At 61.5% G+C, this 20019-nt stretch carries 22 protein-coding genes; 14 read left to right on the plus strand and 8 right to left on the minus strand.

Annotated elements, in window-relative coordinates; translation table 11 throughout:
• The first annotated feature begins 35 nt into the window (after positions 1-35).
• From HPQ62_RS04305 to HPQ62_RS04345, 9 genes are all read left to right on the plus strand, one after another.
• On the plus strand, positions 36-479 hold the full coding sequence (locus HPQ62_RS04305; protein WP_174801237.1) for an NUDIX hydrolase: 444 nt from the start codon (positions 36-38) through the stop codon (positions 477-479).
• A 135-nt stretch (positions 480-614) separates the two neighbouring features.
• The gene (locus HPQ62_RS04310) at positions 615-872 is read left to right on the plus strand and encodes a hypothetical protein (protein ID WP_174801238.1); all 258 of its coding nucleotides are present in this window, start codon (positions 615-617) and stop codon (positions 870-872) included.
• 149 nt (positions 873-1021) lie between these two features.
• Positions 1022-1849 (plus strand): CAF17-like 4Fe-4S cluster assembly/insertion protein YgfZ, encoded by an 828-nt coding sequence (ygfZ, locus tag HPQ62_RS04315; RefSeq protein WP_174801239.1) that lies wholly within the window; start codon positions 1022-1024, stop codon positions 1847-1849.
• A gap of 3 nt (positions 1850-1852) precedes the next feature.
• Positions 1853-2470, plus strand: coding sequence for a YfbR-like 5'-deoxynucleotidase (locus tag HPQ62_RS04320; RefSeq protein ID WP_174801240.1), 618 nt, complete (start codon positions 1853-1855; stop codon positions 2468-2470).
• The gene (locus HPQ62_RS04325) at positions 2467-3009 is read left to right on the plus strand and encodes a tyrosine phosphatase family protein (RefSeq protein ID WP_174801241.1); all 543 of its coding nucleotides are present in this window, start codon (positions 2467-2469) and stop codon (positions 3007-3009) included. Before HPQ62_RS04320 ends, HPQ62_RS04325 begins: the two co-directional genes overlap by 4 nt.
• Positions 3010-3053: 44 nt before the next feature.
• On the plus strand, positions 3054-4037 hold the full coding sequence (locus HPQ62_RS04330; RefSeq protein WP_174801242.1) for a mechanosensitive ion channel family protein: 984 nt from the start codon (positions 3054-3056) through the stop codon (positions 4035-4037).
• Positions 4034-4882, plus strand: a complete 849-nt coding sequence (locus HPQ62_RS04335; protein ID WP_174801243.1) for an MOSC domain-containing protein — start codon at positions 4034-4036, stop codon at positions 4880-4882. The genes HPQ62_RS04330 and HPQ62_RS04335 overlap by 4 nt, the downstream gene beginning before the upstream one ends.
• Positions 4883-5117: 235 nt before the next feature.
• Positions 5118-5642 carry a VTT domain-containing protein gene (locus tag HPQ62_RS04340; RefSeq protein ID WP_174801439.1) on the plus strand — a complete coding sequence of 175 codons (525 nt, stop codon included), beginning with the start codon at positions 5118-5120 and terminating at the stop codon, positions 5640-5642.
• Positions 5643-5756: 114 nt separating this feature from the next.
• Positions 5757-6113: a hypothetical protein gene (locus HPQ62_RS04345; RefSeq protein ID WP_174801244.1), complete on the plus strand. Its 357-nt coding sequence runs from the start codon at positions 5757-5759 to the stop codon at positions 6111-6113.
• A 140-nt stretch (positions 6114-6253) separates the two neighbouring features.
• On the opposite strand, the gene HPQ62_RS04350 is transcribed toward HPQ62_RS04345, so the two are convergent.
• The 8 genes from HPQ62_RS04350 to HPQ62_RS04385 form a co-directional block, all read right to left on the minus strand.
• The gene (locus tag HPQ62_RS04350) at positions 6254-7633 is read right to left on the minus strand and encodes an NAD-dependent succinate-semialdehyde dehydrogenase (protein WP_174801245.1); all 1380 of its coding nucleotides are present in this window, start codon (positions 7631-7633) and stop codon (positions 6254-6256) included.
• Positions 7630-8490, minus strand: a complete 861-nt coding sequence (locus HPQ62_RS04355) for a hypothetical protein (RefSeq protein WP_206678035.1) — start codon at positions 8488-8490, stop codon at positions 7630-7632. The genes HPQ62_RS04350 and HPQ62_RS04355 overlap by 4 nt, the downstream gene beginning before the upstream one ends.
• 155 nt (positions 8491-8645) lie before the next feature.
• Positions 8646-9959, minus strand: a complete 1314-nt coding sequence (locus tag HPQ62_RS04360) for a TRAP transporter large permease (RefSeq protein ID WP_174801246.1) — start codon at positions 9957-9959, stop codon at positions 8646-8648.
• Positions 9946-10524, minus strand: a complete 579-nt coding sequence (locus HPQ62_RS04365; protein WP_174801247.1) for a TRAP transporter small permease subunit — start codon at positions 10522-10524, stop codon at positions 9946-9948. Before HPQ62_RS04365 ends, HPQ62_RS04360 begins: the two co-directional genes overlap by 14 nt.
• 1 nt (position 10525) lies before the next feature.
• Positions 10526-11593: a C4-dicarboxylate TRAP transporter substrate-binding protein gene (locus tag HPQ62_RS04370; protein ID WP_174801248.1), complete on the minus strand. Its 1068-nt coding sequence runs from the start codon at positions 11591-11593 to the stop codon at positions 10526-10528.
• A gap of 23 nt (positions 11594-11616) precedes the next feature.
• A complete protein-coding gene (locus HPQ62_RS04375; protein WP_174801249.1) occupies positions 11617-12012 on the minus strand; it encodes a YciI family protein in 396 nt (131 codons plus the stop codon).
• Between the two features lie 21 nt (positions 12013-12033).
• A complete protein-coding gene (locus HPQ62_RS04380; protein ID WP_174801250.1) occupies positions 12034-13179 on the minus strand; it encodes a CaiB/BaiF CoA transferase family protein in 1146 nt (381 codons plus the stop codon).
• A 26-nt stretch (positions 13180-13205) separates the two neighbouring features.
• Complete coding sequence (locus HPQ62_RS04385) at positions 13206-14000, minus strand: citryl-CoA lyase (protein WP_174801251.1); 795 nt, start codon at positions 13998-14000, stop codon at positions 13206-13208.
• A 196-nt stretch (positions 14001-14196) separates the two neighbouring features.
• Between HPQ62_RS04385 and HPQ62_RS04390 the strand changes: the two genes are divergently transcribed.
• The 5 genes from HPQ62_RS04390 to HPQ62_RS04410 all read left to right on the plus strand — a co-directional run bounded on the left by HPQ62_RS04390 (position 14197) and on the right by HPQ62_RS04410 (position 19977).
• Positions 14197-15018, plus strand: a complete 822-nt coding sequence (locus HPQ62_RS04390) for an IclR family transcriptional regulator domain-containing protein (RefSeq protein WP_342343671.1) — start codon at positions 14197-14199, stop codon at positions 15016-15018.
• Positions 15019-15059: 41 nt separating this feature from the next.
• Positions 15060-16508, plus strand: coding sequence for an amidohydrolase family protein (locus tag HPQ62_RS04395; RefSeq protein ID WP_174801252.1), 1449 nt, complete (start codon positions 15060-15062; stop codon positions 16506-16508).
• Positions 16509-16520: 12 nt separating this feature from the next.
• On the plus strand, positions 16521-17381 hold the full coding sequence (locus tag HPQ62_RS04400) for a DODA-type extradiol aromatic ring-opening family dioxygenase (RefSeq protein WP_174801253.1): 861 nt from the start codon (positions 16521-16523) through the stop codon (positions 17379-17381).
• Complete coding sequence (locus HPQ62_RS04405) at positions 17378-17749, plus strand: hypothetical protein (protein WP_174801254.1); 372 nt, start codon at positions 17378-17380, stop codon at positions 17747-17749. The genes HPQ62_RS04400 and HPQ62_RS04405 overlap by 4 nt, the downstream gene beginning before the upstream one ends.
• Positions 17750-17997: 248 nt before the next feature.
• Positions 17998-19977: a hypothetical protein gene (locus tag HPQ62_RS04410; RefSeq protein WP_174801255.1), complete on the plus strand. Its 1980-nt coding sequence runs from the start codon at positions 17998-18000 to the stop codon at positions 19975-19977.
• Positions 19978-20019: the final 42 nt, after the last annotated feature.

Genomic DNA, 20019 nt, shown 5'->3' on the forward strand with positions numbered 1-20019 from the left:
CGGAAGCGCTGCTTCCTGAACATCTCTTCCATAGCATGGCTGTCGAACCAAAACCCGCCTCCTCCGTCATCATCCGGCGGAAAGACACCTTTCTGCTGGTGCGCCGCGCCCATCCTCCGGCAAAAGCCATGTATGCCTTTCCCGGCGGCAAGGCGGAGAAAGGCGAGACTGCGGAACAGGCAGCGATTCGTGAGCTGAAGGAAGAAACTGGACTAACGATTTCAGAACCAACGCTTTTTGCGATTTACGACCTGATCGACCGCGATCACGACGGACATGTGACGAGCTTCTACCGGCTCAGCGTCTTCCTCGCGGAAGTCGATAATGAGGCCATTGCTGCGGCCGCAGACGACGCCGACGATCTTGGCTGGTTCACGCTTGCCGATATCGAACGCCTCCATGTGCCCTCAAGCGTGCGCGAATGCGCGGAGAAGCTCGAGCAGGCGCGTCTTGCCCGTGTGACGAAAGAAACACATTAGCCCCGCGAAATAGGCGCTGCAGCCGGACGATTAACCGGATATTCACTTTTTCGGCCATCCACGCTGACAAAGCACTGAAAAACTTGGTAACATGGTGCAAATCAGGACGGATGAAGAAGCCGACAAGGATATGCGATGAAGCCGAACGTCAACGAGATCGACGACATGATCGTGCGCGAGAAGATGCAGGTGGCTCTCGAATATCAGAATGAAGCCTGGGCCGATGGCGTCGCCGACGGCATCGAGCCGGAAATCATCGCCGATGCGGCGCTGGCGCTCGCCATGCGCGAAACCGTGCGCATGATTGGCGAAGAAGGCGCCGAAGCCATGCTGGAATCGCTGCGCGAACGCATGCTTGCCGGCGAGTTCTCCCCGGACCGCATCCTGCAGTAAGCTGCCTTCCAGCATTGACGAATCCGCTCCGGCGCGTGACAACACAAAAAACCGCGCGTTGTGCGGGATAGCCTTGCGTCGCGCAGCCCTTCCCGATCAGAACCCGAAGCGCTGAGCGACCACATGGCGATCAGCCAGAGGAGCCGACCATGGCACAGATTCACCTTGCAGAGCGGGCGATCATCACGCTCGAGGGCGATGATGCCGAGCATTTCCTGCAGAACCTGATCACCACCGATCTTGAGCGCATCGCCGAAGGCGAAGCCTTTCCCGGTGCCCTGCTGACGCCGCAGGGCAAGGTCATGTTCGAATTTCTCGCAAGCCGCACCGCGGCAGGCTTCGCGCTTGAGACCCACGCCGCCGATGCCGCAGCGCTGATGCAGCGCCTGACGCTCTACAAGCTGCGCGCCAAGGTGACCATCGCCGCGGCCGAAAACGACGGCGTCACCGTGTTTACCGATGGCGAAGCGCCGGAAGACGCTGTAACCGACATGCGCTTTTCCCATGCCGGCATGGTGATCAAGCGCCTGCCGGGCAGGCATGGCGAAGCGGATGCGGACGCCTATGCGGCGCTGAGGATTGCCGCCGGCGTTGCCGAGATGCATGCCGATTATGCCGCGCAGGATGCTTTCCCGCACGATCTGCTTTTCGACAAGAACGGCGCAGTGTCCTTCAGGAAGGGCTGCTATGTCGGTCAGGAAGTGGTGTCGCGCATGCAGCATCGCGGCACGGCGCGGCGCCGGCTGGTGAAGGTCGAAGGCGCCTCTGCACTGCCCGCTCCCGGCACCCGCATCGAGGCTGACGGCAAGCCCGCAGGAGAGCTCGGCACGGTGTCTGGAAACACCGCAATGGCGATCGTCAGGATCGACCGTGCGGCTTCGGCGGAGCGCCTTGCCGTAGGCGGCACTGCCGTCACCGTCACGCCCTATGCGTGGAGCGGCATCACCCTTGAAGCCGCAAGCGAGGACACGGACTGAACCATGCCGCCCAAAGCCGACAAGCGCGCCTGGCAGCGCATGCTTTCGGGCCGCAGGCTCGATCTGCTCGACCCCTCGCCGCTCGACGTCGAGATCTCCGATATTGCCCACGGCCTTGCCCGTGTGGCGCGCTGGAACGGCCAGACGGTGGGCGAGCACGCCTATTCGGTGGCCCAGCACTCGCTGGTGGTCGAGGTGGTCTTCGCGCATCTCACCGGCGCCAATCCCGATGATTGCCAGACCGCGCTCCTGCACGACGCCCCCGAATACGTGATCGGCGACATGATCTCGCCCTTCAAGGCCGTGGTCGGCGGCGGCTACAAGACCGTTGAAAAACGGCTTGAGGCGGCCGTGCATCTGCGCTTCGGCCTCCCGCCCCATCCCCGTCCGGCGCTGAAGAACAAGATCAAGTCCGCCGACAAGATCGCCGCCTATTTCGAATCGATCACGCTTGCCGGCTTCTCGATTTCCGAGGCGAAGCGCTTCTTCGGTGAGCCAAACGGGATATCGATCGACATGTTGCCGATCGAGCCGATGCCGACAGCACTTGCTCAGAAGCGGTTTCTGGAGCGGTTTGACGAAATCGAAGCGGCCCGGCTTCCCGCGGGCAAGGCGAAATGAGCCGCACCATCATCGTTTCGCCGCTGGAGCGGATCGGTGAAATGGCAGCCCGGCATCACTGCCGGGCGATGATATCCCTGATGGCGGCAAAGCACGACTTCGCCAAGCCCGGGATCATTGAGCATCATCTCGTGCTGCGCATGAACGACATTGCCTTCGCGGGCACTGGCGACCTCGTGGCGCCCGAGCGAGCGCATGTAGATCAGATCATAAACTTCGCGCAACGCTTTGAAAATGAAGGGCCATTGTTGATCCATTGCTGGATGGGCGTCTCCCGCTCGCCCGCAGCCGCCATGATCGCGGCCCTTGCGATAGCGCCTGAAATCGACGACGCCCGGCTCGCGGCATCGTTGCGCGAGGCCTCGCCTGCGGCAACGCCCAACAAGCGGCTCGCAGCCCTTGGCGACGAGGCGCTGGCACGGAATGGCAGGCTGGAAGCCGCAGTGAAGTCGATCGGTCGCGGGCGCGACTGCCGCACCAACAATCCGTTCATGCTCAGCATTGACAACCTTGTCATGGAACCGTTGCGCCATAGGTAGAGTATCCGTAACATTCCAAGCATGAACGACAGAAGGAAGAATTGATGGATTCGCTAGAGAAGCAAGCCAGTGATCTTTTCAATGCATCGAGCGATCTTGCCGATGCGATCATCGCACTGGTGGTGACCTACGCCTTCTCGGCGATCGGAGCCATTGTCCTGCTTATCGTCGGCTGGATCCTCGCAGCGCTGGCGCAGCGTTACGTCAAATCGCTGTTCATGAAGATCGACAATGTCGACAAGACGCTTGCCGGCTTCTTCGGGGCGATTGCCCGTTATGGCATCCTGACGATCGTGCTGGTGATGGTTCTTGGTCAGTTCGGCGTCAAGACCGCGTCGATCCTCGCTGCCCTCGGCGGCGCCGCCCTTGCCATCGGCCTTGCGCTTCAGGGCACGCTGCAGAACATCGCGGCCGGGATCATGCTTCTGGTGCTGCGTCCCTTCAAGGTCGGCGAATATATCTCGACGGGCTCGATTGACGGCACGGTGCTCGAAGTCGGCCTGTTTGCGACCGAACTCAAGACAGTAGACGGTCTCTATCGTCTTGCTCCCAATTCGACGCTCTGGAACGTCTCGATCACCAACTACTCGCGCGTGACCCAGCGCATGCACGAACTGGCGATCGGCATCGGCTATGACGACGACATGAAGCAGGCGCTCGACATCCTGATCGACCTTGCCAAGACCAACGAGAACGTCCTGTCCGACCCTGAGCCCTACGCCTTCGTCAAGGAGCTTGGCGACAGCGCGGTCGTGATTGCCATTCGTTACTGGGTGCCGGGTTCCCTGTGGTGGAAGACCACCCATGTGATGACGCGCGACGCGAAGCTTGCCTTCGACGAAGCCGGCATCTCCATCCCGTTCCCGCAGATGACGCTTTCGGCACTCGACGACGACGGATTGCCGCTGAACGGCGAAAAGGCCAAGAAGGTTGAAAAAGCTGAAGACGGCAAGAATGTCAAAAAGGGTGAAAATGCCGGTCGCTCCGTAGACGGTGCCGACAGCGACGTGACGGAAGCCAAACAGTGAAGGTGTCCGGGCTCACCATCTACCCGATGAAAAGCGCGCGCGGCATCGCGCTCGACGCCTCCGACTGCGGTCCCACCGGGCTGTCGGGCGATCGCCGCGCGATCCTTGCAAACCCGGACGGAAGCTTCATCAGCCAGCGCGAACTGCCGGCACTTGCCCGCCTCTCCGCCCGCGCGGAACAAGGCGGGCTGCGCCTTTCGCTCGAAGGAAAAGACGACATCGTGACCGGGCCGTCTTCGCAGGACCGGTTCTCCGTGACCGTCTGGCGCGATACTGTGGATGCGGCGGCCAGCACCGGCGATGCCGATGCAACGCTTTCGGACTGGCTCGACCGGCCGGTGCGCCTTGCCTTTTTCGACGCGGGCGCACGCCGGATCGCCAGCACGGACTGGGTCGGCGATGAAACGCCCGTGACGTTTTCAGACGGCTTCCAGATCCTCGTCACCACCACAGCATCGCTTGCAGCACTCAATGAGGATCTGAAGGCCAATGGCTCCGCGACTGTCGGCATGGAGCGGTTTCGACCGAATATCGTCATCGATGGCGCCGAAGCCTGGGCCGAGGATGATTGGGCGGCAATCGAGATTGCCGGCATCACCTTCGATCTCGTCAAACCCTGCACCCGCTGCATCATGACCACGCAAGACCAGTCGACCGGCTCCCGCGAGGTTGCCAATCCCCTGCCGGCCCTGGCGCGGCTCAGAATGTCTGCAGATCGGCGGGTACCCGGCGTGCTGTTTGGCTGGAATGCAGTGCCGCGCGGAGATGGCGTCGTGCGCGTCGGCGATACGGTGAAGGTGATCGCCACGAAAAAGGAACGCTGGCCGCTGAAGAAGCGGTCCTAGAACAGTGTCAGGCGAAGCGGCCACCGGGTCGCCGCCCGCAACTGCAGCGACAAAAAAAATGATAGCGGTTCCCTCTTTTTGCGAAATCAGGACCGCTTAAGGCTTTTCGGATATAAGGGATCCCCCGACGTTCTGATATAGACGCCGGGTCAGATGGAAATCGAGCAGCGGCGCCTTTCCGCCGAACCTGCTCCTGAGGGCAGCAGGTCACATGGCGCATTTTCTGGCAGATTCGATTTCCCATATGGAGCCCTATCTTCATCACTACGGACTGATTGCGCTGTTCGTGCTCATCGCGCTCGAATCGATCGGTGCGCCAGTGCCGGGCGAAAGCGCCCTGATCGGCGCGTCGCTGCTGGCGGCAGACGGACAGTTGCCGATCGCGGGGATCTTTGCCGTCGTGGTCTGCGCCGCCGTCGTCGGCGACAGCACCGGCTATCTTATCGGGCGGTTCGGCGGCCGCACCCTGATCAACCGCTACGGCCGCTATGTCGGCATGACAGAAGCCCGCCAGGCCTGGATCGAGGGGCTTTACGAAAAGCGCGGCGCCTGGGTCGTCGTCGGTGCCCGGTTCGTCGTTGTCCTCAGGCAGCTGAACGGCATCGCCGCGGGATCGATGGGCATGCGCTGGCCGCCCTTTCTCGCAGCCAACATTGCAGGCGCGCTGCTCTGGGCAACGGTCTGGACGCTTGGCCCCTACATGTTTGCGGGTGTCATCGGCAACTGGCTCCACCTCGACCTTGGCGGCCACGGTGGCTGATACGGCGGATCAGCCGTGAAAAGGCGCAGCCGCTGCTTGCGCGCGCTGCAGGAGTATCCGATATTCATTGCAACGGCCCGCCGTCAAAGCGCGGGCTTCCTCAGGAGGGACCATATGATCGCCCACATTCGCTTCGCATTTCCGCTCGCCGCAGTTCTGGCCCTGTCCGCCTGCCAGTCGACGACGCCGGAAACGCCGTTGGAAGAGCTGCTCGACCAGGGCTCACGCGCTGCCTATGGTGCAGCGAACTGCCAGGAATACGGCGGGCTGCGTGCGAGCCGCCGGCTGAACGACGCGGCCGACGCCACCTATGCCAAGGCGCGCCAGATGGGCGCGACCGGTGCGGATATCCAGGCTTCGAAGATCCGCGCCAGCCAGCAGGCCCAGCAATGGCAGACGCTTTATGGCAATCGCGGCACTTGCAACCGTCTGCTGCAGTTCCCCGAAGGTTACACTCCGCCGACTCCGTGATCTGGGACCCCGTTCGAATGAGCAAAAGCCGGGCGCAGCAAGCGCCCGGCTTTCTTTTTTCTACTCCAGCCATTGCAGCAGGCAAGGCGTCAAAACCGGCCGCGGCAACCTCTGCAGAAGGCGCCGCAGCCGAAGGCTTGCTAGGATGCGATCTTGATCGACTTGACGTTGACGAATTCCTTGATGCCCTCCGGGCCGTGCTCGCGGCCATAACCGGAATCCTTCACACCGCCGAACGGCAGGTTGGGCGTTGCCACGTCGAAGGTGTTGATAAAGATCATGCCCGTGTCGAACTCTGTTGCGGCGAGCTTGCGGGCCCTTTCGACGTCGCGGCTGAAGATGCCGCCGCCAAGGCCATAGCGGCTGTCATTGGCAATGCGCATGGCATCCTTGTCGTCTTTTGCCTTGATGATCGAAGCGGCGGGGCCGAACAATTCGTCATCATACGCCGGCTGGCCGGGCGCGACATCGGCGAGAACGGTCGCGGGATAGAACCAGCCCTTGCGGTCCGGAACCTCGCCGCCGACGACCACCCGCGCGCCCTTCGACACGCTTTCGGTGACCTGCTCATGGAGCTTGTCGCGCTGTGCCTTGCTCACCATCGGCCCAAGCTTGGTATCTTTGGCATTCGGATCGCCGGGCTCGATTGCGGCAAAGGCCTCGGCGTAGGCCTTCACAAACGCGTCGTAGTTTCGCTCCGTCACGATGAAGCGCTTCGCGTTCACGCAGGTCTGGCCGTTATTGTAGATCCGTCCGGCAACGCAGGTCTTGACCGCAAGGTCGAGATCGGCGTCGTCAAACACCATGTAGGCGTCGTTCGAGCCAAGCTCGAGCACCGTCTTCTTGACCTGCTCGCCGGCAATGGCTGCGACCGCGCGGCCGGCCTTGTCGGAACCGGTCAGCGTGACGCCACGCACCAGCTTGTTCTCGATCACCGCGTTGGACTGATCATGCGAGATCAGAAGGACACCGAAGAGCCCCTTCGGGAGGCCGGCACTTTCATAGAGATCGCGCAGAAACAGGCCGCTGCCGGTGCAGTTTTCGGCGTGTTTCAGCAGGACGCCATTGCCTGCCATCAGGCTTGAGATCGAATAGCGCACCGCCTGATAGGCGGGGAAATTCCAGGGCTGGATCCCGTAGACCACGCCGATCGGCGCATGGGCGACATAGGCCTTCGCCCCGTCCACCTCGCGCTCCTCGTCGGCGAGCACCTCAGGTCCATGTTTGGCTGTATAATCGCAGATCGCAGCGCAGAGTTCGACTTCATTGCGGCTGTCGCCGATCAGCTTGCCAACCTCGTCGGTCATCAGCTGAGCGAATTCTTCCTTGCGGTCACGCAGCGCCTTTGCAATCGCCGAGATCACCTTTGCCCGTTCGTCCAGGCTCTTCAGACGCCACTCCAGATAGGCTTCATGGCTTGCTTCCACCACGGCCTTCGCCTCGGCGTCGCTCATGTAATCATATGTGTCGATGACGTCTTCGGTCAGAGGGTTGATCGTCTTAAGCTGTTTGTCACTCATGGGTGTGCATCCTTCCCTAGTTCAGGTTTATTACGGCTTCGGCCGGATGAGCCGTTTGCCGCACGGTGTTTTTCGAGTTTGCTTTCGATGTCCGCGAGGGCAGCATGGATTTCTTTGCGCCAGCCAACTTCCGGCAGACGCCTGATGGCAGAGTGCGCCGCGCAGACGATGCGCGTTTCGGACCAGTTCTCTGCGAGCGCCCTCGCCCAGCCGGAAAACGCATCGGCAGCGCCCGCCCGTGGCTGGAGCGCCTTCGGAAGCATGGGATGAAACTTCAGCCGCGATTGCGGCAGGAGCCGACCCAGAAAACCGGGCGCGGCGATGACGTTGAGCGTGTCATCGACATGCACGATGGCGCTGCGCTCATGGCGGACCAAGACGGATCCGGCGTGCACGTCATCGTCATCGGTCACAAGGTCCACTCCGTCTGGGCGGGTGAAGGCGAGGTCTTCAGAAAATGCGGCCTGGGTTTCCGCGTCCTCGATAACCTGGCTGTCCCAGGGCAGGTCGCTATCCTGTTGCCGATGCCGGCGGGTGCCGATCAGGCGCGCATGAGGCGCCATTTCGTGGCCGGAGCGGCAATGCAGCGTATGAAACGGGTGGACATTGATGATTGCCTCGATCGCCCTGCCCCCATCGGTCAACTGCAGCAGCTCTCCCCGCTGCGTGTCGTCCAGCGCGCAGCTGTCGATCATGATGAAACGACCGTTGGCGCGCCTCACCAGCGACATGTGCGTGCCGATGTCGACGATCTTCGCGATTCTGAAGGAGCCGCGAAAATTCCAGAAGTCCGATGATAGCTGCATGCTCAAAACAATCGTCCGTTCGAAACCTTGATGGTCCAGACTAAAGGTCATGGGCCCTCGTTTGGTTCCTTTTCAAACGAACAACTTTGATCAACTTGTCTGCCGGAAGCGGCATGCGATCGGCCCGGGAGACCTGTCAGACAAAGACGTTGCGCCGCTCCCGGCCTGCGTCAATTTCGCGCAGCACCGGGATGCACTTCAACAGATCAGAGCCGCGCGAGGAAGGTCGCGATGCCTGGGATGAGAACGATCAGACCCAGCGATGCGATCATCGCGCCGACGAATGGCAGCGCGCCCCTGAAGATGTCGGAGATTTTCAGGTCGGGATCGTTCATCGCCGATTTGATGACATAGACCGAAAGGCCGAATGGCGGCGTCAGGAGACCGATTTCCACCGACACGACGGTGAGCACACCGAACCAGATCAGGTCGAAGCCCGCCGCTTCGGCCACCGGCAGGGCGATCGGCAGCAGGATCAGCATGATCGAGATCGAATCGATCAGACAGCCGAGCGCGATGATCAGCAGCAGATAGAGCACCAGAAAGCCCCAGGGGCCCACCGGTCCATCCAGCATCACTTCCGCCAGGAAGCGCGGCACGCCGGAAAGCGCCAGCATGCGGCTGAAAAAGGTGGCGGCGAGGATCAGGAACAGGACGGAGACGGTGATCTGGCCGGTTTCGACCAGAAGGTTCCAGAAACTGCGCCAAGAGAGCGACCGGCGCAGCAGTGCGATTGCAAGCGCACCGAGCGCGCCCGCAGCGCCAGCTTCCGTAGGATTGAGGAAGCCGCCGTAAAGCCCGCCCAGTACCAGCACCATCAGAAACACGATCGGAACGGCCTTGCGCAGCAACGCGCCCCAGCCGAGCGTATCCTCCGTTTCGCTCTCCTTCTCGCCGGTAAAGACGAAGCCGGGTGAAAAGCGTGCGAGCAGGAAGATCGTCACCGAGAAGGCGAAGGCGAGCAGCATGCCCGGGCCGACGCCCGCCAGAAACATGCGGCCGACCGATTCCTCGGCAAGCACCGCATAGACGATCATCAGGAGCGACGGCGGGATCAGCATGCCGAGAACGGACGATCCGGCCACGACGCCGGTCGCGAATTTCCTGGTATAGCCATGACGGGTCATCTCGGGCACGGCGACGCGGGAAAACACCGTTGCCGAGGCAATCGAGACGCCGGTGATCGCCGCAAACACCGCATTCGCAAAGACGGTGGCGATGCCGAGCCCGGCGGTGATCCGGCCAAGCAGGCGCTGGAAAACGTCGAACGTGTCCTTCCCCACCTTGGAGACGGTCACCAGGAGGCCCATCAAAACGAATAGCGGCACGATGGCGTAGAGATACTCCCGAAGCGAATTGTTGGCTGCCGCCCCCAGCATCCGCATCGACACAGGTTCACCGCGGATGGCGGCGACGCCTGCGAAGGAGACGGCGAGCATGGCAACGCCGATCGGCATGCCGAGATAGATCAGGACGAGGAGGCCGGCGATCGCCAGTCCGCCGATTTCAAGCGGGCTCATGAGGGGCCTCATGTTTTCTGGCAGCGGACCGCAGATCGCGGACCGCCTGCACAAGGAATTCCAGCGCGGCAACCGTGACGCCAAGCAGGATGAAGACGCGGAACGGCCATGTCGGCAGCGTTGCGATCCCCACCACGCCGATGAATTCTCCCGCGTTCCAGTCCTTCTCAAGGATGGCCAAGGTGGACCAGGCGATGCCGCCGATCACGGCAGCGCCGGTCAGGTTGAAGAACGCCGACAACAGTGCGCCGGCGCGGGGATACTTGAGCCTGAACTGCGGATAGAAGATCTCGGTGCGCGCCAGCCGGTCGGCTTTCACCGTACTGCCGAGCTGCAGAGAAACGATCATCACGAGAAGCAGCGCGCCGAGTTCCGAAATCAGCGGCAGCGAGGAGCCGGCGCCGTTTCGAACCACGATATCGGCCGTGATGATCAGCATCAGGCCAAGGATCAGGGCCGTGCCGAGGGCTGCAAGCCCATCGACGAGGCCCTGCCACAGCCGCGCTGCCGTTCCGCCCTGCCCGCCATCATGGCGGGCAGTATCCTGTTCAGGCTGTGGGGCCATGTTACTGCTTGTCCCAGTCGCGCACAGGGGTTTCACCGGCATCGCGCAGGCCCTGCATGTAGGCAGACAGCATTTCCTGAGCGGCAGGTCCCTGGCTTTCGGCCCATTCGCCGGCGAGGTCCGGCAGCAGCGCCACCCAGGCCTCGCGCTGGTCGGCGGGCATCTCCACCAGCGTCACCGGCGGGTTCTGATCCTTGCCGAGCTCGACCATGTCGAGAAGCGCCTGCTCGTGGCCTTCGAGAAGCTGGGTGCCGTGGGCATCGGTGTAATATTTGCCGGCTTCCAGCATGGCGTCCTGCACTTCCTCCGGAAGCGTGTCCCAGACATCGCGGTTGATGGCGATCGCGCCCGAGAAGGCAACGGCTGCATCGAAGCGATTGAGATACGGCGCGACTTCATAGAGCTTGGCGGGCTTGGCGCCGAGCGCCAGCGTCAGCACGCCATCGGAAACACCGGTCTGGATATCGGTGTAGAAAGTCGTCAGCGCTCCATCGACGGCATTTGCGCCCGTGCCGCGCAGCCAGGTGCCGAGCACGCCGGGGGCGGAAATCTTCATGCCGTTGATATCCTCGATGCTCTCGATCGGCTCCTTGGTGTAGATGTCGTACATGTCGGTTCCGGTCAGCCCCAGCACCTTCAGATTGTACTGTTCCCACTCTTCCCTAAGCGCCTCGTTGTTCTCCATCAGATCCTGCATCACGGTCAGCATGACCTTCGGATTGGCAGTCGAGAACGGTGCATAGCTCGACAGCTGGCTGAGCGGCAGCTTGGCTGGCTCGAGCATGGAGAACACCCAGCCGACATCGGTGATGCCTTCCTCGACGGAAGAGAGCGTCGCATTCGCCTTGTAGAGCGTGCCGCCAAAGGCTTCGTTCCAGTTGATCTCGTAATCGCCGGTCTCGGCAAGAATCTCATCGGTCTTTGCCATGAAATGGGTCTGCATCATGCCGACCCACGGAATGACCGTCGGATGGCTGGATGCAATGGTGAGATCGATGATCTCCTGTGCGAAGAGCGAAGAAGGCATCACGACAATCGCTGCCGCCGTCATTTTCAAGAGTTTACGCATTGGTTCCTCCCCAAAATATGCGTTCAGTCCAGTGAAAAAGTCTGCGTCGAATAGTCGAGCCGGATCGAGACCCGGCCCTCATTGATCATCCACGGGCGCAGCCGGAAGGTCCGGGCACCGCTTTTGTGCATGGGATCGGCCTCGGCGATGGCGCGGGCCTCCTCCAGCGTCGCGGTGCGGACCACCACGAAACCCTCGCCAGCCCAGGTCTCGCCATCATCGGAAAACAAGGGCCCTGCGGCATAAAGCAGGCCGTCCTGTTCGAGCTTCACCTGATAGGCGAGATGCTCCTCCATGCCGGCGAAGACCGGGCCCAGGCCATCCACCGGCGTGGTGGTGATGGCATAGAGCCGTTTCTGAAGCATGCCCTTGCTCGCCTCGAGCACGGCCGCAGCCGGTACGCTGTCTATCCTGTCCATGGCTCCTCCCCCCGTGGTCCCTCAGCCGGCCTTGCGGCGGGCCAGTTCGGCGCGGATTTCCGCGCCATGTTGGTCAAGTTCGGGCGGCGGGCTGATATCGGTTTCCGCCTTGCCGTCAAAGCTGTAGGGCGCGCGAATGGTCTTGGTGCGGCCCTTGACCGGGTGATCCATGTCGACGGCAATGCCGAGATGGACCGCCTGCGGATCCTCCATCGCCTCGTCACTGTCATAGGCCGGCGCATGCGGCACTTCGGCTTCCAGCAGGCGGTCGCACCATTCATCACGGCTGCGGGTCTTGAACACCGGCGTCAGGATGTCGATCAGCTCATCCTGATGCTGGATCCGCTCCAGCCTTTCGGCAAAGCGCGGATCGTCGGCGAGCTGTTGCTGTTCCGTGGCTGCAAGCAGACCTTCCCAGAATTTCGGCGGCGACGACATGTGGATCGCAACCCACTTTTCATCGGAACATTCGAAGGTGTAGCTCTGCGACACCACGGGGCGCGACAGCGGGCCCATCACCTCGCCCTCGGCGTAGTAATGGGTGAAGCTGTCGAGGTTGAAATGGCTCATCGCCTCCAGCATCGAGATGTCGATCCGCCGGCCCTTGCCGGTCGAACTGCGCTCCAGCAATGCAGCGAGGATTGCCATGGCCGCATATTGGCCTGTCATGGCATCGGCAATCGCCGGGCCGATGACGCGGGGGCGATCCGGTGGCGTCAGGAGCCGGAGAAATCCGCTTGCTGCCTGCGCAACCGTATCGAAAGCGGGACGATCCCGCGACGGCCCGGACTGGCCAAAGCCCGAGATCGCGCAATAGACCAGCTTCGGATTGACCTTGCGCAGATCCTCCTCGCCAACGCCGAGCTTTTCGGCAACGCCGGGACGGAAATTCTGGATGAAGACATCGGCGCCCGCAATCAGGTCATGGAGCACGGCGAGGTCTTCCGCATTGCGGGTGTCGAGCGCGATCGAACGCTTGTTGCGGTTATAAGTCTGGTAATGCGGCGAATAGAGCCCGCCCTTGAAGGCGCGGAAGGGGTCGCCCTCGCCCGGGCGCTCGACCTTGATCACATCCGCGCCGAGATCGGCAAGATGGGCGGCTGCCGCCGGACCGGTGATATAGGTGCCGAGTTCGATGACCCGGATGTCCTTCAAAATCTTGACCATATGGCTGCCTCCCGGAATTGCCTGTTTCAGGCCGTCTTTTTGGATGTCTTGCCGTCATAGGCGATCGCCTGATCGGCCTGGTGCGACATGATGAAGCCGATCGAACGCTGCGCTTCCTCGAACAGGTGCGCCGAGAGACCGGCGGTGCGGGCGAGCAGCGGCACGGCCTTCAGCGCCTCCACGGGCCAGCCAGCGTCGAGAATGGTCGCAGGGATGGCGCCGGACACATTGATCGGCAGCGGACGGTCCATCACCTCGGGCGCGACCTTGCCGAGGGCTCTGAGTGCTGCGATGTGTCGACCCGATACGCCGAGCTCATCGGCAATCTCCAGCAGCCGATTGGCGCGTGGATCCCCGGACGAATGCTGCGGATGGCCAAGGCCCGGCACCTTCTTGCGCTGAGCCTTCAGCGCCTCGACGCTCTTGCGGGCGGCCTGCTCTATATCGCCCTCGCCCGCGTCCTCAAGCACCTCGACCAGATAGCGGCCCGCCTGCTCGGAAGAACCGGCGACCACGCTGCCCATGCCGAGCAGGCCTGCCGCCATCGCGCCCTGCCAGGCATCGGGGCCGGCAGCAAGCGTCATCCGCGCAGCCTGAACGCTCGGCACGAGACCATGTTCGGCGATGGCGACGAGGCAGGCATCCAGCATGCGGCGCTGCGCGGTCGTCGGCTTTTCGCCGATCACCAGCAGCCAGAAATAATCGCTGAAGTCGATCTTCCCGATCAGGTCGTCGCAAAGATCATAGCCGCGAACGGTGATGGTTTCGGCATCGGACGTGGCGATCGCAGTGAGGGCGTTGTCCTGTTTTCCAATTCGCATGGCATGCTCCGTTTTCGCTGTGCGAAATAATTTCCTCTTGCCGAAATCGTAGAGAGCATTTAACGTGCCGTCAAGTCGCAAGGTCAGGAGCGGACCGATCGCATCAGATCAGCCACCCGAAGCGCGCGACAGGCCCTTGTCCCGATGCGGCGTTGCCGTCAATTTCGGAGCATGTTCGGCTAGAAGGAATGAAAACGTGTCAGAAGCTTTGAAGATCATCGACGGCGAAGAGCGGCCTGCGGAATTCGTGGAGGCGCTCGCCAAGGGCCTTTCCATCATGGAAGCCTTCGATGCCGCCCATTCGGAAATGACGCTGTCGGAAGTCGCGCGCCGCGCGGGCCTTTCTCCGGCTGCCGCGCGCCGGAGCCTCATCACGCTCCAGTCGCTCGGCTATGTCGGTCAGAAGGACAAGCGGTTCCACCTGCGCCCCAAGGTGATGACGCTCAGTTCCGCCTTCTATTTCTCCGCCCATATCGACGAGGTGTTGCAACCCAATCTGCGCGGCCTTGTCGAACAGTTTGGCGATGCCTCGTCCGTCGGCACGCTTGACGGCGACCATGTGATCTATGTCGCCCACGTCTCGGTCCAGCGGGCGCGGCGTGCCGCAGCCGTGATCGGCGCGCGCTATCCGGCCTTTGCGACATCGCTTGGCCGCGTCCTGCTCGCCGGTCTCTCCGACGAGGCGCTTGAGGATTATCTTGCCAAGGTCAAACCCGTCGCGCTGACCTCGAAGACCGTCACCGACCGCGACATTCTCCGTCAGAAGATCAGGGACGTCCGCGCCAACGGCTATTCCACCACGGTCGACCAGCTCGACTACGGCATCACCGCACTGGCCGTGCCGGTCCGCGACTTCGAGGGCCGGACGATCGCCGCGCTCAATACATCCGGCTACACCGGCATGGTGACGCCGCAACAGATGATCGAGGAAAGGCTTCCCGCCCTTCGGGAAGCCGCCTCGCATATTGCCTTTGCCATGGGACGCTATCCCGTCCTGCAATCAATTCTTGGAACCTGAGGGAGAACAGGTTCCGCACATCGTTTCAGGGAGGAAAGATCATGTGCAGATTTTGCGACGCCAAGCGGCTGCCGCTGCCAATGCCGGCATTCCAGGCGGAGGGTGCGAGCAGCCAGTCGGGCTTCAAGGCCGAAGAGATCGGCAAAAAAGGGCAACGCACCCTGATTCGCGGCGGCATCGTCATGTCGATGGACCAGGCGGTGGGCGATTTCGAACGCGGCGACATCCTGCTTGAGGGCAGCAAGATCGTCGAGATCGGCCCTTCGATCGAGGCAAGCGACGCGATCGTCATCGATGCTGCCGGCAAGATCGTGATGCCGGGCTTCATCGACACCCACCATCACCAGTTCGAAACGGCGCTGCGCGGCCAGCTTGCCAACGCCATCCTGATCAATGACGGCCGGCCGTCCTCCGTCAACAATTACTACGAGATGGTGCTGCAGACAGCCTCGATGGCCTATACGCCGGAAGATGTCTACATCAACGAGCTTTTCGCAGCGCTGTCGCAGCTTGATGCCGGCGTCACGACGGTGATGGACGTCAGCCAGATCCACCATACGCCGGAGCATTCCGACGCGGTGATCAAGGCGCTCAAGGATTCGGGCAGGCGCTCGGTGTTCGGTTATTTCGAAGGCTGGGGCGACGGCGCGAAATATCCGGGCGACGCGAAACGCCTGAAGGAACAGTATTTCTCTTCCGACGACCAGCTCATCTCCATGGTCATGGGCGGCGAGATCTACCTGCCCTTCCACGAGGAGGCGTGGCGGATCGGCCGCGAGCTCGATCTTCCGATCGCGCTGCACGTCGTCGGGACATTCGGCATGCAGCCGACCTTCGACGAGCTCGGCAAGTCCGGCAAGTTCGGCGCGGACAACATCTTCATCCACATGACCGGCATGTCCGAAGACGGCTGGAAATACGCCCGCGATGCCGGCGCCCACATCTCGCTTTCGGTTCCGATCGAAATGCAGATGCGCCACGGCATGCCTCCGATCCAGCGCGCGCTCGACCTCGGCATGAGCATGTCGCTTTCCACCGATGTCGAATGCACGATGACGGCGGACTTCTTCACGCAGATGCGCGCCATGGTGACCATGCAGCGCATGTTTGCCAACGAAAAGGCGCTTGGCGGCGAGGATTATCCCGAGCTGATCACGTCGCGCCAGGCGCTCCATGCGGCAACCGTCGGCGGCGCGGAAGGCCTCCGGCTTTCGAAGAAGACCGGATCTCTGACGCCGGGCAAGGAAGCGGACATCATCCTGCTCGATGCAGAAGCGCTGAACGTCGCGCCGCTCAACAATGTGCCGGGCGCGGTGGTGACGCTGATGGAGCGCTCCAATGTCGACACCGTGCTGGTCGCCGGCAAGGTGCGCAAGTGGAAGGGCAAGCTTCTCGGCTGCGATATCCCGCATCTGCGCGACGAACTGGTGAAGAGCCGCGACAGGATTTTCGAAAAGGCGGGACTGACCCGGTCCCTGTTTGGTGATTGAGGAGGAGAGAACTTGGCAAAACTGGTCGCCACACTGGCATCGACGCACCACCCCTTCTATCTGAAGGCCACCACCATGCCGCCCGAGCAGCAGATGCCCGAGGCGCCGACATGGAAGAAGAAAATCGAAGCCTATCGCGAGACGCTCGCGAAGGCTGAGCCGGATATTCTGGTGATGGTCGGCTCCGACCATTTCCACCAGATCTTCCTCGACAACTGCCCACAATTCCTGATCGGCAAGGCGGCGCGCTATGACGCCACCTTCTATAACGAGGAGCGCGAATTCGGCATTCCGAAATATGTGCTGGAAGGCGACGAGGACATGTCGCGCTTCATGCACAGGCACCTGATGGATCAGGATTTCGATTTCGCATTTTCGAACGAACTGAAGATCGACCATTCGATCATCTGCCCGATCATCACCGTCAGGCCGCAGAACGATCTGCCGGTGGTGCCGATCTATACCAACATCTTCGCACCCCCGCTTCCGAGCCCGCGCCGCTTCTACAATCTCGGCCGCGCCATCCGGAAGGCGATCGACGCCTATCCGTCCGACAAGCGCGTTGCGGCCATCGGCACGGGGCATCTGTCGCTGGAGCTCGGCGGCCCCCGCCAGTTCATGGAGACAGGCCCGGACCCGGTGTTCGACCGGCAGGCGATCGAGTGGCTTCGCAATGGCGATATCGAGGCAATCCTCGACAACGTCACCCATGAGAGCATGGTGAAAAGCGGCAACGCCACCCAGGGCTTCCTGAACTTCATCCTGATGCTGGGCGTCGCCGGTCCCGAGAATGCCGACTATGTCGACAATCTCGACCTGTTCCACACCATGGAAGCCTATTTCACCTGGTATCCGAAGGAGCAGGCGGCATGAGCAAATATTACGTCAACAAGTTCCTGTTCACCGTCGACCGAGATCCGGAACTGCTGAAGCGCTACACCGACGATCCGCGCACCTTCGTTGCCACCTGGGAACAGTCGATTGGGCCCAAGCTTCTCGGCAATGATGTCGAGGCTTCGAGCGTGCATTCATTTACCGATGCGGAACGCGACGCGCTGATCAACCACGACTATGTGGCGCTGTTCGAGATGGGGGCCCACTTCTTCCTCAATCTGACGATGTATATCGGCATCTATGACGAGCCCTACATCCAGAAGACCGGGCCGCTGTCCTTCCAGCGCGAAATGGCCGCCCGGCTGCAGCACTGGCGAGACAAGGACTATCCGACGGTCGAGACCTAGAGCCCGAACGTATGACATCAGGCCGTTGCAAGCACTGATTGCGGCGGCCTTTTTTTCTTCAAACTGACGCTCTTCACACTCGCGGCATGCCCTTCCTGAACACTTTCTGCGAAGGGCCGCGCACCCGAAAATACCTTCACAATCTCCGACCGATCACAGGGCGCCAGCACCTGCGCTGTTGCACATCAAAGCCGGGAGATTTATGCCTGTTAGGAAAGTTAAGACGCACAGATAAAAGGAAGCATCGCATGGAAGAGAAGGCAAAAGGCACGCGGAAAGCGGGGCGGATTTTGCTTTGGTCGGTCGCAGCAATCGCCGTGATTGCGGCTGCAGGCGCGGTCGGCGGCAAGGTCATGCTGGAAAAGACGGTGGCAGACAGCATCGCAAAGAGCGGCGCAACCGCAGCCTCCGTCAAGGCTGACCTCATTGGCCACGTCCATGTAACAGATCTCACGCTTCCGATCGAGGAAGGTCAATCCCTGCACGTCGCCTCGGTCGAGGCAAGGCCAGAGTTTCTTTTTCTCACCGGCATGATCGAGGCCAGCGACCTTTCCTTCAAGAGCGAATTGTACGACGTCACCGTTCCGAACCTGAAGGTTGAGAATGCCGGGTTGAACCGGGAGTTTCTCGCCGCCATGGACGAGAACAGCGCCCTTACGCCGGCGGAGCGGGTCGAGCGCATCTCTGCCGGTCAGATCACAATTCCGCAGATCGACGCGAAGCAGAATATCGAGGGCATCGCGCAGACGACAACCTACTCCGATGTCGTGCTGAAGGACATCGTCAACGGACATGTCGGCTCCTACGCCGCGGGCGAGATGCGCGCTCAGGTCACGCCGCCGACGGGAGAAGACGCGCCGGCCCTTCCGCTTTCGACGACGATTTCCATCGAAAGCATCGAAGGTCAGGACATCGACGGACCGTTTCTCGCCCGGATCTACACCGAGACCAGTGCGGGCGAAGACAAGAACGAGCCCCGCCTGGTCTACGGACCGGTTTCGGCGAAAAACTTCGTCATGACGATGGACGAGGAAAGCATCTCCTACGGCGCGTTGAAGAGCAGCGGTTTCTGGATGCGCCTGCCCGAAGTGCCCTTCTTCGAAACGGTGCAGGCATTGCAGGAATCCGCCCAGACGCAGGACATGACCGACGAGCAGAAGCAGCGTCTGGGTCTTCAGGTCCTGTCGCTCATCGATACGATTTCGAAGGGCGACATGGAAGTTTCCGACATGCGCGTGACCTCCTCTGAAGAACCGGACATGAGCTTCAAGATTGATCGGATGGCGGTCGCCATGGACGAATTGGTCTTTGATACAGAGGTAGAGGGGGTCGATATCAGGGCTGGCGATGACTTCTTCACCCTGCAAAAGGCAACGAGCTCCGGCTTCTCCTTCGTTCCGACGATGGAAGCAGTGAGGGCCCTGATAGAGGCGGGTCCGGAAGGTCAGGACCGGCTCGAGGTCAGTGCCTTCATGCCCGCATTCGGCACGATCACGATGACGGACTACGCCGTCAGCGCGACGCCGGACACAGAAAACGGCTTCGGCGTGGATGAGACCTTAGAGATGAGCCTCAAGGATTTCAGCGTCGTCTTCGACGAGCCCTTCAAGGGCATTCCAACCGGCATCCATTTTGCGATGGATCAGTTGAAGATAAAACTCACCGACGAGAAAAACGAGGCGGTCCAGATCTTCAGGAAGATGGGCTATGAAGAGGTGACGATGTCGGAAAACATTGCGCTTCGTTGGGACAGGGCCGAGAAGCAGCTGGCCATCGAAGACATCACCTTGAGCGGCGAGGACATCGGCAGCATTTCGCTCGCCGCCACGATCGGCAATTTCGGCGAAGAGTTCTTCTCGGGCGACAAGGATCTGGTACAGGCTGCGGCATTTGCGCTCACAGTCCACGAGATCAGCATGGAGCTTGAAAACGATGGCCTCTTCTCCCGGGCCCTGAAGCTTTATGCGGACGACAAGGGCATCAGCGAAGGGGATGCCGCTTCGATTGTTGCCCTCACGCTATCCGTTGCTGCCGAGAGCCTGGGCGATGATCAGACCATTCTGCCCGTGATCGACGCAGTTTCGGCCTTCATCGCCGATCCCAAGACGCTCGCAATTGCCATCAAGGCAAAGTCCGATCAGGGCATCGGCATGCCGGCCCTGATGACGGCAGCGATGGCGCCGGCGAGCCTGCTGCAGCAGGTCGATATTTCCGCGTCAGCCGAATAACGTGAGCGCTGCGGGCGGCGTGACTTCACGCTGCCCGCGACA

Origin of the sequence: Martelella limonii (assembly GCF_013344475.1) — a bacterium.
GTDB lineage: Bacteria > Pseudomonadota > Alphaproteobacteria > Rhizobiales > Rhizobiaceae > Martelella > Martelella limonii.